A 13,592-nucleotide genomic window follows, 5' to 3' on the forward strand; every position below is an offset into this window, starting at 1 on the left:
GGCCGCGCCTTTTTTTCGCCACTGAGTTGCCATGGAATTCATTCGAACCCGCATCGAGACCCAGATCATGAGCCTGAGCGGTCTGTCTCTGGGCAAGCTCGACCTGGAAAATCCCAAGGGCGATCCCGGCCTGTTCGGGCCGGATTCAGTGAGCTGGCAAGTTCACGGCGACTTCAGCAGCATGCTGATCGGCGGCATCAGCGCCCTGATGCTGCAAGCTCTGCATCCACTGGCCCTGGCCGGGGTCTGGGACCATTCGAATTTTCGCGAGGACATGATTGGCCGACTGCGCCGCACCGGGCAGTTCATTTCCGGTACCACGTTCGGTTCGCGAAAGGACGCCGACTGGCTGATCGAGAAAGTCCGCACCATCCACCTGCAAGTGGCCGGCACTGCACCGGATGGCCGGCCTTATACCGCCAGTGACCCTGATCTACTGACCTGGGTGCACGTGGCCGAGGTCAGCAACTTCCTCGCCGCGCACCTGCGTTACCGCAATCCGAACCTGTCCCTGGCCGACCAGGACCGTTATTACGCGGAAATCGCGCTGGTCGCCAAACGGCTCGGCGCCCGTGACGTGCCGCGTTCACGGCAGGAAATGGCCGATTACCTTGAACGAATTCGCCCACAACTGCTGTGCGACGAACGCAGTCGCGAAGTGGTGCGGCTGTTGCTGAACGCCCCCTCCCCCAGTCGTTTAGCCAGACCTTTCGGCGGTTTGATGATGCAGGCCGGGATTGACCTGCTGCCGGACTGGGCCAGTGACATGCTGGGTGTCCAACAGAGCCCGCTGCAACGCAAGCTGATCCGCGCCGGCGTCAACCGCACCACGCCGATGCTGCGTTGGGCGGTGCGTAACGGCTCGATGCACCGGGCCAGGCGTCGGATGGGATTATTGTAAGTTTGATCGTTCCCACGCTCTGCGTGGGAATGCAGCCCGGGACGCTCTGCGTCCCAAAAGCCGAACGCGGAGCGTCCGTTGAGGTATTCCCACGCAGAGCGTGGGAACGATCAGTGGTTCTCTGCTCAAGCTGTTAAACTCCCGCGCCAAATTCCCTCCTGCAAGGCGCCCAGCATGTCTTCCTTGAATCAGGCGCTGCGCGCCGCCCTCGATCGTCGTCAGGACCTGCTGGCCGAACTGCATCAGCAAGGCACCGATTGCTATCGCCTGTTCCATGGCAGCCAGGAAGGCGCCGGCGGTCTGACGATCGACCGCTACGGCCCGCAATTGCTGGTGCAAAGCTTTCACCAGTCGCTGGAACGTGATGCGTTGCTGCATTTGCACGAAGCCATCAATCAGCACCTGGGCCTCGAAACGCTGCTGGTCTACAACGATCGCTCCCGAGGCAACTCGCGCATCGACCGTGAAGACACCGTCTACCGCGCCGACGAGCCCGCCTTGCAAGACCTGATCGGCCACGAATGGGGGCTCAATTACCGGGTTCGCGGTCGCCATGCCGGCCAGGATCCGCTGCTGTTCCTCGACCTGCGCAATACGCGCGGCTGGGTCAAGCAGCACAGTAAAAACAAAAGTGTGCTGAACCTGTTCGCCTACACCTGTGGCGTCGGCTTGAGTGCGGCGGCCGGTGGCGCGAGCGAGGTCTGCAACCTCGATTTCGCTGAGGGCAACCTGGCCGTCGGGCGTGAGAACGGTCTGCTCAATCCCCAGTTGCCGACCATGGACTTCATCCAGTCCGACTATTTCCCGGCCATCCGCCAATTGGCCGGTCTGCCGATCAGCCAGCGCCGCGGGCAGAAACTGCCAAGCTATCAACGTCTGGAGCAGCGTCAGTACGACCTGGTGCTGCTGGATCCGCCAGCCTGGGCCAAGAGCGCTTTCGGCACCGTCGACTTGCTGCGTGACTATCAGAGCCTGTTGAAGCCGGCACTGCTGACCACCGCCGACAATGGCGTGCTGATCTGCTGCAACAACCTGGCAAAAGTCAGCATGGACGACTGGCGCGAACACGTTTTGCGCTGTGCCGAGAAAGCCGGGCGGCCGGTGCGTGAATGGACCGTAATGAAACCGGGCGGTGATTTCCCGTCGTTGGACCAACAACCGCCACTGAAAACGCTGATTCTGCAGCTCTGAGATACGTCCGGAAAATCAGATAAATCCTATAAAGCATGATCACTTCGGAACCGGAAACGCGTGTCATACTCCAACGCACTCCGATTCAGACAGATGAAACCGCACATGCCCAAAGGATTGATTCGCGCTATTGGCGCTCTGTTGACCGCTCTAGCCCTCTACAGCCTGCTGGGGTTTCTGATTTTACCGGGCATCGCTTTGCGGGTGGCCAACCAACAATTGGCCAGCTACGCGACGACGCCCGCCACGATTTCGCGGATCGAACTCAACCCGTTCAGCCTTGAAGTAACCCTGTGGGGCTTGATCATCGGCGATCCGGGCAAGGAGCAGGTCGGCTTCGAGCGGCTGTATGCCAATCTCCAGATCGACAGCCTCTGGACCAAGGCACTGCACCTGTCCGATATCGAAATAGACAAACCCAAGACCGAAATCCTCTTCGGCAAGGACGGCAAACTCAATCTGCTCGGCCTGTTCAAAATACCCGCCAGCGAGCCGACCCCGGTCGACCCGAACGCCAAACCGTTCCCGCTACGCGTGGAGCGCATCAAACTGGCCGACGGCTATGTGCACTTCCAGGACGCGCGCCCTCGCGAGCCCATCGAGTTCCTCTACGACAAGCTCGATTTCGAGCTGAAGAACCTCAGCACCCTGCCAGAAGATAACGCCGACATGACCTTGGTGGCCGTCGGCCCTTCCGGTGGGCAGATCGACTGGACCGGTAATTTCAGCCTGATCCCGATCGCCTCCGAAGGTAAATTGAAAGTCACCGATGCCAACATGAAAGTCTGGTGGCCTTACGTTCGCGACTCGGTGCCGCTGGATCTGGAAAACGGCACCCTGAACCTGAGCACCGATTACAAGCTGAACCTGTCCAAAAAAACCGAACTGCTGCTGAGCAATGTCGCCGTCAGCATCGCCCCCTTCAACATCAAGGCTCCAGATGGTCGGCCGCTGGCGAAGCTTAAGCGGCTGGACATCAGTGAAACGACCGTAGACCTGGCCAAGCAGCAAGTGGTCGTCGGCAAGATCCGCAGCCAAAAACTGGAAACCTGGGCCGCCCTCGAAGCCGACGGGCAACTTGATTGGCAGAAACTGTTCGCCAGCCAACCGTCCAAACCGGCCGCCAAAGCCAACGCCGAACCGACCAGCACCCCGGCAGCCGCCGACTCACCAAAACCTGAGCCGGCGCCGCCGAGCAAACCTTGGCAGGTGCTGCTCAAAGACGTGCAACTGCGTGATTACCAGGTGCATCTGGCCGACCGCAAGGCGCAACCCGCCGTAGCGCTGGACGTCGGCCCGCTGAACCTGGACCTGCAGAATTTCGACAGCCTCAATGGCTCGCCTTTTAACCTCAAGCTCGACACCGGTCTGGGCAAGCAAGGCAAGATCACGGCAGACGGCGTCGTCAATCTCGCCCCCGTCAGCGCCAAGTTAAACGTGCAGACCAAGGACATCGACCTGCGCGTCGCCCAGTCCTACATCAACCCGTTCATTCGCCTGGAACTGCGCAGCGGCATGCTTGGCAGTGATCTGGCGGTCGACCTGAAAAGCACCGAGCCGCTGGCGTTCAGCGTCACAGGCAAAGCCCAGGTCGATCAACTGCATACCCTCGACACCCTCAAAACCCGCGACTTCCTCAAGTGGCAGCAGTTGGTGCTCGAAGGCCTGAATTATCAACACGGCGACAGCCTGTCGATCAACAAGGTCACCCTGTTCCAGCCTTATGCGCGCTTCATGATCAATGATGACCGCACCACTAACGTCGACGATCTGCTGATTCCGCAACCGCCCGACTCAGGCGCCAAAACGGCTGCAGCCAAACCTGCCGGCAAGGAAAAACCGCTGGGCATCCACATTGGCGGCATTGCCATCAATGACGGCTCGGCCAACTTCGCCGACTTCAGCCTGACCCCGAACTTCGCCACCGCCGTGCAGCAGCTCAACGGGCAGATCGGCACCATCGACAGCCGTCAGGCGAAACCGGCCAGTGTCGACATCAAAGGCAAGGTCGACCGCTATGCGCCGGTGACCATCAAGGGCTCGGTCAACCCGTTCGACCCGATGGCCAGCCTCGACATCACCACCAGCTTCAAACGGGTGGAATTGACCACGCTGACGCCCTACTCCGGCAAGTTCGCCGGCTACCGCATCCGCAAGGGCCGACTCAATCTCGACCTGCATTACCTGATCACCAAGGGCCAGCTCAAGGCCGAAAACAAAGTGGTGGTCGAACAGTTGCAACTGGGGGAGAAAGTCGACAGTCCGGACGCCGTGAGCCTGCCGCTGAAACTGGCGATCGCATTGCTCAAGGACATCGACGGCAAAATCTCCATCGAGCTGCCGGTGACCGGTGACCTGAACAACCCGCAGTTCAGCATCATGCCGATTGTCTGGCAGACCCTGCGCAACCTGATCGTCAAAGCCGCCGCCGCGCCGTTCAAAATGATTGGCGGGCTGGTCAGTGGCGGGGGTTCGGAGGATTTGGGCACCGTCTCGTTTGCGCCAGGTTCAAGCGACCTGAGCAAGGATGCCGAGGGTTCGTTGGTCAAACTGTCGCAGGCCCTCAAGGAACGTCCGGCCTTGCGCCTGGAAATCGAAGGCACGGCTGCCGCAAGCAGCGATGGCCCGCTGATCGCCGAGCAACGTCTGGAACGGGAATACCAGTATAACTACTACAAAATGCTCCAGCGCCGCGGTGACAAAGTGCCGGCGCAGGCCTCGCTGCTGCAAGTGCCGGACAGCGAGAAAGGTTCGCTGCTGGAAGGGATCTACCGCACGCGCCTGAAGACGCAGCCGCCTGCCGAATGGAAGGATCTGGGCAAGGAAGAACGCACCGCAAAAATGCGCGAGGGCGTGATCAAGTTCTGGAGTTCCAGCGACGTTCTCTTACGCCAGCTGGGTCAGGAACGCGCCAGCAGCATCAAGGACTATCTGGTCGACAAGGGTCAGTTGGCCGATGACCGCGTGTACTTCATCGACGCTAACCTTGGCGAAGCGGAAAGTGACGGCCGGGTGGTTACACCGCTGCATCTGGATGCCGAGTGATGGGCGCGAAATGGCTGATGAGCCTGGCACTGGCAATGGCCGCCAGTCAGGCCTCGGCCGCCGATACCCTGCGCTGTGGCAGTCAATTGGTCAGTGTCGGGGACCGGTCCAGTGAAGTGCTGCAGAAATGCGGTGAACCGGTCAGCCGTGATCTGTTGGGCTACAAGCGCAGCGCTAACCGACGGGAAGAGTTTCAAGTCGAGGAATGGACCTACGGGCCCAGCGGCGGGATGTACCAGTATCTGCGTTTTGAAGGTAATCGTTTGAAGCAGATCACCAGCAAGCGTGGCAACTGAGAATTAACCTTCACCTGCCCGCATGCTCTTTGTAGCCGCAGGCTTCGCCAGCTGCTACACAGATTTTTACCAATCCACAATAGAACAGGCCCCGACACGAATGCCGGGGCCTGTAATGGCCACATCCTTATGGCCTTCGCATGAACTCTCCAGAGGCGGCAGGCGTATTGCTCGGCCCGCCTGCCGCGCCTTCTCCCAGTCCAGGCGAGAAGTCTTGCCTTACTCGGCTTTCAGGCCGTCAGCGGAGACCGCTTTGACGCCTTTGATTTTCTTGGTGATGGCCACCGCGGTGGCTTTCTGAGCGTCTGTCACCGCAACGGTGGACGACAGGGACACAACGCCTTTGTTGGTTTCAACCTTGATGTCAGTACCAGGAATGCCTTTTTCAGTCACAAGGTCTGCTTTGACTTTGGTAGTGATCCAGGTATCGGAAGTAGCTTCTTTAGCTTCGGTCACTTCACCGGCGGCCAGAACCATGGGTGACTGGGTAGCCTGGGTCTGAGCAAATGCAGCGTTGGCCATGGTCAGGGTCAGCGCGGTAGCAGTAGCGGCAGCGATAGCGAACTTCTTCATACGAGTAACTCCTGTTTTTCTATAAAGTCTGCTGCGTGTCTTGTCAGCAGGGTTACTGGAGATATTGCGAACGCTGTGCCAACTTTGAGACAGGAAATAAATCCTTATAAATCATCAGCTTAGTAGAATGACCAATTTTCGGAATCATGCAAATTGCATGACCTCGCTGTTATCGACATGCAAGTTGCGGGTTTTAACGCAGGCCTAAAGCCATGAATTGTCGGGATTTTCTTGCCGGCGTGATGACCATCAAATTCCAGAATCGAGTAGGAGGCGGATTTACATCCGCCGTCCTCTCACACCACCGTACGTACGGTTCCGTATACGGCGGTTCAGGTTACACAGCTAAGCCGATTTATCGTATCCAGTATCGAGACCAGCCCGAGTCGGTCCCACAGCTTCTTCGGCAGCGCCTGATTCATATGAGGCGCTCCCGAGTTCCACCATGGGCCTCGGCCATTGACTGCCGATTTACACGCCCGCGCCTCATTAAGTCCCAAGCGTATCAAGTTGCGCGCCCTCGTAGAGGGCCGCTTCCATTGACGCCAGACGACACAACGAAGCTTGTGACGCACCCAGCCGTCCAGTTCCTCAAGTGGCCGTTTGCTTTGGCTCAGCTTGAAGTAGCCCGCCCAACCACCCATCTCCCAGGGTAATTCGCGCGACCTACCTGCTTATGCCTGTCGGATCTACGACGTAGCGTTCCGTGCAAGTACTGGACTTTGAAGATTTTGGCCGTCTTACCCCGCTGCGCCGCCTCTATCCGCTTCCTGTTCGTCAGGCCAGCATTTTGCCTCGGGCTTCCTTCAGATTCGCAGTCACCCGCGACACCCTTGCCTCTGGCTAACACTTCCCCTTGCCGGGTGTGTAGAGGACTTTCACCTCCAGGTCACCAGCGTGGCCACCACAGCCCAGCTGGTTGCGCTTGCGCGCAACGCGCCATGCCTGGCGCACCAAAAAAATACCCCGCCATTAAGGCGAGGTAGGGTGCAGCCGGCGCTAAATCAAACGCCTGGGCAGCCAGTAGTCGAATAATCCTTGGCGGCATTGGTTACGCAAGTCCAACCGGCAGTCGCGCTACGAGAAAGGGTAACGGTCTTGCCCAGTACAGGTGCCGGGGCATTGATCAGCGTACATACAATGGTTCCGGTCCCCGCGGCAACAGTCCCCGTCACCGTAAGGTTGCAGTTCTGAGTAGCAGCAACAGTCGCATTGACGTTGGCAATGGTCGGATCGGCGGCCCCTGCGTTAATGACATCTTCATAAGGCACTTTCAGCGCCGAAATTTCGGCAATACCCGCCGTGACTTTGGCCCGCGCCTGGTACTTGGAATATTGCGGCAGCGCAAACGTCGCCAGAATCCCGATGATCGCCACCACGATCAACAGCTCGATCAGAGTAAAACCTTTTTGAGTATTCATAGACAAGCTCCGTGCATGAGTCGAAATCTCATGATCTGAACTAGTCGCAGCACAGCCCATGCCAAGCCCTTCGCCCCGTGTTGGGGGGCGTGCGAGCGTCACACACTCCTTTCCTACCCCCAGAATCCGCACTATCTGACACTTTTTGTCACCTGAACGTCGCTGGTTTGGTTCCTCCGCTTGACTAGGCTATAAGTCATGAACTGTCTGCGTCCGGTATCCCAATGAATGACATCGCCCTTAGCGGTCTGGCCAAGCAATTGGTCCTGGCCGAGCTGCTCACTGACAAAAGCGCGCAACAGGCGTATCAGCAAGCCCAACGCAATCACACCTCCCTGGTCAGCTACCTGGTGCAGAACAAGCTGGTGAAAAGCCGCCAGGTCGCCGAGATCGCGTCGGAACACTTCGGCATGACCTTACTCGACCTCAACTGCCTGGACAATGACACCCAACCAAAGGGTCTGGTCAGCGAGAAACTGATCCGCCAGCACCGCGCCCTGCCCCTCTGGCGGCGCGGCAACAGGTTGTTCGTGGGCGTTTCCGACCCGACCAATCATCAAGCCATCAATGACATCCAGTTCAGCACCGGGCTGAACACTGAAACCATCCTGGTGGAGGAGGATAAACTCAGCGACGCCATCGAAAAGTTCTTCGATACCCCAGGCACCGGCTTGGAAGACATGGCCGATGTCGACCTTGATGGTGTGGACATCGAGTCGATCGATGACAACAAACAGGACGCCATCGCCGGCCAGGATGCCGATGACGCGCCGGTGGTGCGCTTCGTCCACAAAATGTTGCTGGACGCGATCAAAAGCGGTTCTTCCGACCTGCATTTCGAACCCTATGAAAAAACCTACCGCGTTCGGATGCGTACCGACGGTATTTTGCGTGAAGTCGCCAAACCACCGATTCAACTGGCCAATCGCATCGCCGCGCGGCTGAAAGTCATGGCCCGCCTCGACATCTCGGAACGGCGCCGGCCCCAGGACGGGCGGATCAAGATGCGCCTGTCCAGGAGCAAATCCATAGACTTCCGGGTCAACACCCTGCCGACCCTATGGGGCGAGAAAGTGGTGATCCGGATCCTCGACCCGTCCAGCGCTCAAATGGGCATCGATGCCCTCGGCTATGAGCCCGATCAGAAAGACCTGTACATGGCCGCCCTCAAGCAGCCACAGGGGATGATTCTGGTGACCGGGCCCACCGGCTCGGGCAAAACCGTGTCGCTGTACACCGGGCTGAACATTCTCAATACCGTGGACATCAACATCTCCACCGCCGAAGACCCGGTGGAGATCAACATGGAAGGCATCAATCAGGTCAACGTCAATCCCAAACAGGGAATGGACTTCGCCCAGGCGCTGCGCTCATTTCTGCGACAGGACCCGGACGTGATCATGGTGGGCGAGATACGCGACCTCGAAACCGCCGAAATCGCCATCAAAGCCGCCCAGACCGGTCACCTGGTGCTGTCGACTCTGCACACCAACAGCGCCGCCGAAACCCTGACTCGCTTGCACAACATGGGCATTCAGGGGTTCAACATTGCTACCTCGATCAGCCTGATCATTGCCCAGCGCCTGGCACGCAAGCTGTGCAGCCATTGCAAGAAATCCATCGAGATTCCCCGTGAGGCGCTACTCAAGGAAGGCTTCCCCGAGGAACGCATCGGCTCATTCACGATCTATGAGCCAGTCGGTTGCGATCACTGCAACAACGGTTACAAAGGCCGAGTCGGGATTTATGAGGTGGTGAAGAACACACCGGACCTGCAACGGCTGATCATGGCCGAAGGCAATTCACTGGAAATCGACATTCAGATGCGTAAGGACGGTTTCAACGACCTGCGTACGTCGGGCCTGCTCAAGGCCATGCAAGGCATCACCAGCCTTGAAGAAATCAACCGGGTCACCAAGGACTGAATATGGCGGTCAAAGCAGCAAAAATCAGCGTCTACGCCTGGGAAGGTACAGATCGCAAAGGTACCAAAATGACCGGTGAGTTGAGCGGTCAGACCCCGGCGTTGATCAAGGCCCAGTTGCGCAAGCAGGGCATCAACCCCGGCAAGGTACGCAAGAAATCCACTTCGATTTTCAACATGGGCAAGCGCATCAAGGCCCAGGACATTGCCCTGTTCACCCGGCAGATGGCGACCATGATGAAAGCCGGTGTACCGCTGTTGCAGTCCTTCGACATCATCGGTGAAGGCTTTGATAACCCGGCGATGCGCACACTGGTAGACGAGGTAAAACAGGAAGTCGCAGCGGGTAACAGCTTCGCCGCTTCCCTGCGCAAAAAGCCCCAATACTTCGATGAGCTCTACTGCAACTTGGTCGATGCCGGCGAGCAGGCCGGGGCTCTCGATACCCTGTTGGAGAGAGTGGCGACCTATAAGGAAAAGAGCGAAAGCCTCAAGGCCAAGATCAAGAAAGCCATGACCTACCCGCTGGCGGTGGTGTTCGTTGCGGTCATTGTGACCGGGATATTGCTGGTCAAAGTGGTGCCGCAGTTCGAATCGGTATTCAAAGGGTTTGGCGCCGAATTGCCGGCTTTCACGGTGATGGTCATTGGCTTGTCGGAGTTCATGCAGGCGTGGTGGTGGATGATGCTTGGCGTGCTGATCGCGGTGATCTTCGGCGTGCGCCACGCCTTTAAAACGTCGCAGGGCTTTCGGGACCGGATGGACACCTGGTTACTGAAACTGCCGTTGATTGGCACGCTGATGTACAAGTCTGCCGTGGCCCGTTACGCCCGCACACTGTCGACCACCTTTGCCGCCGGGGTGCCGCTGGTGGAAGCCCTGGATTCGGTGGCCGGCGCGACGGGCAACATCGTATTCAAGCGTGCGGTGCTGCGTATCAAGCAGGACGTATCCACCGGCATGCAGCTGAATTTTTCCATGCGCACCTCCGGCATCTTTCCCAACATGGCGATTCAGATGACCGCCATTGGCGAAGAGTCCGGCGCACTGGACGACATGCTCGACAAAGTCGCGAGCTTCTACGAGGACGAAGTGGACAACATGGTTGATAACCTCACCAGCCTGATGGAGCCGTTCATCATGGTAGTGCTGGGTGTTATCGTCGGTGGCCTGGTGGTTGCAATGTACCTGCCCATCTTCCAACTCGGCTCAGCGATCTGACATGCCCTTGAACGACATTCTGACCCTCTACCCGCCGGCTTTCGTGATCGCAGCCATGGTGGTCGGCCTGCTGATTGGCAGCTTTCTCAACGTGGTGGTTTGGCGCCTGCCAAAAATGCTTGACCGCGAATGGCGCCTGGAGGCCCATGACGTGTTGGGCTTGCCAAGCGAGACACCGCTACCGACTTTCAACCTCCTGCTGCCCCATTCCCAGTGCCCTCATTGCGGCCATCGAATCCGCGCGTGGGAAAACATTCCGCTGCTCAGTTACCTGTTTTTACGGGGACGGTGCTCGAACTGCGCGGCAGCGATCAGCAAACGCTATCCGCTGACCGAACTGGCGTGCGGTCTGCTCTCGGCGTTCATCGCGTGGCATTTCGGTTTCGGCTGGCAGGCCTGCATGGCGCTGGCCCTGAGCTGGGGGTTGCTGACGATGAGCCTGATCGATGCCGAGCACCAACTGCTGCCGGATGTGCTGGTGCTGCCGCTGATGTGGTTGGGACTGATCGTCAACAGCTTCGAGCTCTTCGTGCCCCTGCCTGACGCATTGTGGGGCGCGGTGGCCGGCTATATGGCGTTGTGGTCGGTGTTCTGGCTGTTCAAGCTGATCACCGGCAAGGACGGCATCGGCCACGGTGATTTCAAGTTATTGGCAATGCTCGGCGCCTGGGGTGGCTGGCAGATTTTGCCCCTGACTATCCTGCTGTCATCGCTCGTAGGGGCGATCATCGGGGTGATTTTACTGCGCCTGCGCAACGAGAAAACGTCGACACCGATCCCCTTCGGACCCTTTCTGGCGATTGCCGGCTGGATTGCCTTGCTCTGGGGTGGTCAAATAACCGACTTCTATTGGCAATTTGTCGGTTTGAAATGAATACCCCTGTGGATAAACCCTGGATTCTCGGCATGACCGGCGGCATCGGCAGCGGCAAAAGCGCGGCGGCCCAGCACTTCATCGACCTGGGCGTGCACGTAGTGGACGCTGATCATGCGGCGCGTTGGGTGGTGGAACCGGGGCGCCCGGCGCTGGCAAAGATCGCCGAACACTTCGGCCCCGGCGTCTTGCAAGCCGACGGGCAACTGGATCGCGCTGCGTTGCGCAAACTGATCTTCGAAGTGCCAGAGGAGCGCCGCTGGCTTGAAGCGCTGCTGCATCCGCTGATCGCCAAGGAAATCGCCGATCACCTGGCCAAGGCACAATCACCTTACGCGATTCTGGTTTCGCCGCTGCTGATCGAGTCCGGGCAGTACGCCATGACCCAACGGGTCCTGGTGATCGATGCCCCGGAACAGCTACAGATCGAGCGCACCCTGCAGCGTGACCAGACCAGCGAGCAACAGGTCCAGGCGATCCTCAAGGCCCAGTCCAGCCGACAGGACCGCGTGAGCCACGCCGACGAGGTGGTGGTCAACGACCGCGACCTCGCCTGGCTGCACAGCGAGGTCGAACGCCTGCATCACTTTTACCTTACTTTGCGTGGAGGCCAGTCATGAGCCAAACCCCAACCGTCGAATGCCCAACCTGCGGCGCCCCTGTTGAATGGAGCCCCGAGAGCAAATTCCGGCCTTTCTGTTCGGACCGTTGCAAACTGATCGACCTGGGCGCCTGGGCGTCGGAAGAACACAAGATTCCAGTCAGCCCGGATGCCGAAGATGAACTGTTCAGCGAAGACTTTGACCCGCGCCACTGATCTTCAAGGCCGCATAAAACCGTAGTCCTGGCTGTCATCGAGGTTTTCCGCAAGAAAACGCAACTCATCGGCCAGGTCTTCGGCGCTGCGCACTGCCTTGCTTTGTTGCACCACTGCACTGAGCAAGGCGCGCAGGCTCAACCCCGGATCAAACCCCACTTCCTGCGCCCCATCCAGACTCTGGCGCAACTCCTGCCTTGCCCATTCGTAGACACTCATTTCGATGCTCCTGAAGGTTTTCCCCAGCATGGATTCGTGAGCGTTTTTTGCATTTGATGTGGATCAAGATTTGGGATCGTCGTCTTTCCAGGGCGCCGAAAGGTAGCGCGTGCGATTGAACGTTTCCAGCCACTCGGGGCAAAACACCACCAGCGCGCTGACCACCATGCCGTTGATAAATGCTTCCGGGAAAATCAGCAGCCACAGATAACCGACAAAATCTTCCAGCCAATAGGGCATGGCGAAACGTTCGTTGAACCACAGCAACCACAGCGCCAACAGCAGGCACAGCAACGCCGATAGCGCCGCTGCAAAAAAACCGGACACGAAGATATATACGAAGGGATTACGCGGCTGCGCTCGCTCCACCAGGATCGCGCAGCACTCGGTGACCAGCACCGGCAGCAGAATCAGCAGCGCGCCGTTGACCCCCATCGCCGCCAGATCTTGTCGCCCGAGCAGCACTAATCCCGCTTGCGCGACCAACCCGCCGACCATTGCCAGCGGCCAGTCTAGCAACAGGGTGACGGCGGTCATGCCGATAAAGTGGTAGGACACGCCGGTGTCGAAGTCTTGTCGCACCAGCCAAAGCATGAACAACGCGAACACCGTACCGAACAACAGATGTTGGCGGCGGCTGTCGCTGAACAGTTCGACCCAAGGTGCTCGCGCAACGGCCCAGATCAGCACCGGAACATAGATCAACCACCCCGCCGTGAGGGTTTCAGGAGACAGTAATTCGGCACCGATCATGGTGAGGCGCACTCCTTTGTCTTGGTCGAAAGAGGACAGGTTCTCAGTCTACACCGGGCTTTGAGTGCCTTCGATTTCGGGCGTTTACGATGGGGGGCATATCCGTTTCTGCGGTAGCGGCGGCTGGCGGTTTCGCTTTTACAGCGAGTCACTTGGAAAAGCCCCAAGTAACCAAGGGCTTTTGCCCCGCCATTCGGTGCCTCGCCTAGGCTCGGCATGCCCTCACTCCGGCATTGCTCCGGGGGCCCGCCGCCATCGGCCATCCATGGTCCAGAGTGTGTAAAAACAGGCTCAAGCATCGTCGGCGCGTAGCGCCGACGAGTGTTGGCTGACTCATTGAGCCTAAAGCGTTCTTCG

General features: G+C 58.7%; 13 protein-coding genes and 1 pseudogene. 9 read left to right on the plus strand and 5 right to left on the minus strand.

Annotation, left to right across the window (positions count from 1 at the left end):
- Positions 1-31 precede the first annotated feature (31 nt).
- The 4 genes from ACYZT3_RS25095 (at position 32) to ACYZT3_RS25110 (ending at position 5,433) form a co-directional block, all read left to right on the plus strand.
- Entirely contained in the window at positions 32-901 is an 870-nt protein-coding gene (locus ACYZT3_RS25095; protein ID WP_462030972.1) for an oxygenase MpaB family protein, read from the plus strand.
- A gap of 174 nt (positions 902-1,075) precedes the next feature.
- Entirely contained in the window at positions 1,076-2,092 is a 1,017-nt protein-coding gene (locus tag ACYZT3_RS25100) for a class I SAM-dependent rRNA methyltransferase (protein WP_282381838.1), read from the plus strand.
- 93 nt (positions 2,093-2,185) lie between these two features.
- Positions 2,186-5,137: a DUF748 domain-containing protein gene (locus ACYZT3_RS25105; protein ID WP_462030973.1), complete on the plus strand. Its 2,952-nt coding sequence runs from the start codon at positions 2,186-2,188 to the stop codon at positions 5,135-5,137.
- Positions 5,137-5,433, plus strand: a complete 297-nt coding sequence (locus ACYZT3_RS25110) for a DUF2845 domain-containing protein (RefSeq protein ID WP_282381843.1) — start codon at positions 5,137-5,139, stop codon at positions 5,431-5,433. The genes ACYZT3_RS25105 and ACYZT3_RS25110 overlap by 1 nt, the downstream gene beginning before the upstream one ends.
- A gap of 219 nt (positions 5,434-5,652) precedes the next feature.
- Here the strand turns inward: ACYZT3_RS25110 and ACYZT3_RS25115 are convergent, their stop codons facing one another.
- The 3 genes and pseudogenes from ACYZT3_RS25115 to ACYZT3_RS25125 form a co-directional block, all read right to left on the minus strand.
- A complete protein-coding gene (locus ACYZT3_RS25115; RefSeq protein WP_282381845.1) occupies positions 5,653-6,006 on the minus strand; it encodes a BON domain-containing protein in 354 nt (117 codons plus the stop codon).
- 332 nt (positions 6,007-6,338) lie between these two features.
- Positions 6,339-6,644 (minus strand): annotated as a pseudogene (locus ACYZT3_RS25120) (group II intron maturase-specific domain-containing protein); the annotation flags it as partial.
- 366 nt (positions 6,645-7,010) lie between these two features.
- Complete coding sequence (locus ACYZT3_RS25125) at positions 7,011-7,427, minus strand: pilin (protein WP_282381847.1); 417 nt, start codon at positions 7,425-7,427, stop codon at positions 7,011-7,013.
- Positions 7,428-7,651: 224 nt separating this feature from the next.
- On the opposite strand from ACYZT3_RS25125, the gene pilB reads away from it, so the two are divergent.
- Genes pilB through yacG form a run of 5 tightly spaced genes read left to right on the plus strand, consistent with a single transcriptional unit; the run spans position 7,652 to position 12,263 of the window.
- Positions 7,652-9,352, plus strand: a complete 1,701-nt coding sequence (gene pilB / locus ACYZT3_RS25130) for a type IV-A pilus assembly ATPase PilB (RefSeq protein WP_462030974.1) — start codon at positions 7,652-7,654, stop codon at positions 9,350-9,352.
- A 2-nt stretch (positions 9,353-9,354) separates the two neighbouring features.
- Positions 9,355-10,572: a type II secretion system F family protein gene (locus tag ACYZT3_RS25135; RefSeq protein ID WP_282381852.1), complete on the plus strand. Its 1,218-nt coding sequence runs from the start codon at positions 9,355-9,357 to the stop codon at positions 10,570-10,572.
- Position 10,573: 1 nt separating this feature from the next.
- On the plus strand, positions 10,574-11,446 hold the full coding sequence (locus ACYZT3_RS25140) for a prepilin peptidase (protein ID WP_462030975.1): 873 nt from the start codon (positions 10,574-10,576) through the stop codon (positions 11,444-11,446).
- Positions 11,443-12,066, plus strand: coding sequence for a dephospho-CoA kinase (gene coaE / locus ACYZT3_RS25145; RefSeq protein WP_282381856.1), 624 nt, complete (start codon positions 11,443-11,445; stop codon positions 12,064-12,066). The genes ACYZT3_RS25140 and coaE overlap by 4 nt, the downstream gene beginning before the upstream one ends.
- The gene (gene yacG, locus ACYZT3_RS25150; RefSeq protein ID WP_223485972.1) at positions 12,063-12,263 is read left to right on the plus strand and encodes a DNA gyrase inhibitor YacG; all 201 of its coding nucleotides are present in this window, start codon (positions 12,063-12,065) and stop codon (positions 12,261-12,263) included. Before coaE ends, yacG begins: the two co-directional genes overlap by 4 nt.
- Before the next feature lie 3 nt (positions 12,264-12,266).
- Here the strand turns inward: yacG and ACYZT3_RS25155 are convergent, their stop codons facing one another.
- Complete coding sequence (locus ACYZT3_RS25155) at positions 12,267-12,482, minus strand: hypothetical protein (protein WP_033054332.1); 216 nt, start codon at positions 12,480-12,482, stop codon at positions 12,267-12,269.
- A 63-nt stretch (positions 12,483-12,545) separates the two neighbouring features.
- Complete coding sequence (locus ACYZT3_RS25160) at positions 12,546-13,235, minus strand: energy-coupling factor ABC transporter permease (protein WP_282381869.1); 690 nt, start codon at positions 13,233-13,235, stop codon at positions 12,546-12,548.
- Positions 13,236-13,592 lie beyond the last annotated feature (357 nt).

Source organism: Pseudomonas sp. MDT1-16 (genome assembly GCF_054898115.1).

Bases quoted from the DNA above. Each gene is read 5' to 3' on its own strand.
- yacG (WP_223485972.1), top strand. From the start codon at position 12,063: ATGAGCCAAACCCCAACCGTCGAATGCCCAACCTGCGGCGCCCCTGTT.
- ACYZT3_RS25100 (WP_282381838.1), top strand. From the start codon at position 1,076: ATGTCTTCCTTGAATCAGGCGCTGCGCGCCGCCCTCGATCGTCGTCAG.
- coaE (WP_282381856.1), top strand. From the start codon at position 11,443: ATGAATACCCCTGTGGATAAACCCTGGATTCTCGGCATGACCGGCGGC.
- ACYZT3_RS25155 (WP_033054332.1), bottom strand. From the start codon at position 12,482: ATGAGTGTCTACGAATGGGCAAGGCAGGAGTTGCGCCAGAGTCTGGAT.
- ACYZT3_RS25105 (WP_462030973.1), top strand. From the start codon at position 2,186: ATGAAACCGCACATGCCCAAAGGATTGATTCGCGCTATTGGCGCTCTG.
- ACYZT3_RS25135 (WP_282381852.1), top strand. From the start codon at position 9,355: ATGGCGGTCAAAGCAGCAAAAATCAGCGTCTACGCCTGGGAAGGTACA.
- ACYZT3_RS25095 (WP_462030972.1), top strand. From the start codon at position 32: ATGGAATTCATTCGAACCCGCATCGAGACCCAGATCATGAGCCTGAGC.
- ACYZT3_RS25125 (WP_282381847.1), bottom strand. From the start codon at position 7,427: ATGAATACTCAAAAAGGTTTTACTCTGATCGAGCTGTTGATCGTGGTG.
- pilB (WP_462030974.1), top strand. From the start codon at position 7,652: ATGAATGACATCGCCCTTAGCGGTCTGGCCAAGCAATTGGTCCTGGCC.
- ACYZT3_RS25160 (WP_282381869.1), bottom strand. From the start codon at position 13,235: ATGATCGGTGCCGAATTACTGTCTCCTGAAACCCTCACGGCGGGGTGG.
- ACYZT3_RS25115 (WP_282381845.1), bottom strand. From the start codon at position 6,006: ATGAAGAAGTTCGCTATCGCTGCCGCTACTGCTACCGCGCTGACCCTG.
- ACYZT3_RS25110 (WP_282381843.1), top strand. From the start codon at position 5,137: ATGGGCGCGAAATGGCTGATGAGCCTGGCACTGGCAATGGCCGCCAGT.
- ACYZT3_RS25140 (WP_462030975.1), top strand. From the start codon at position 10,574: ATGCCCTTGAACGACATTCTGACCCTCTACCCGCCGGCTTTCGTGATC.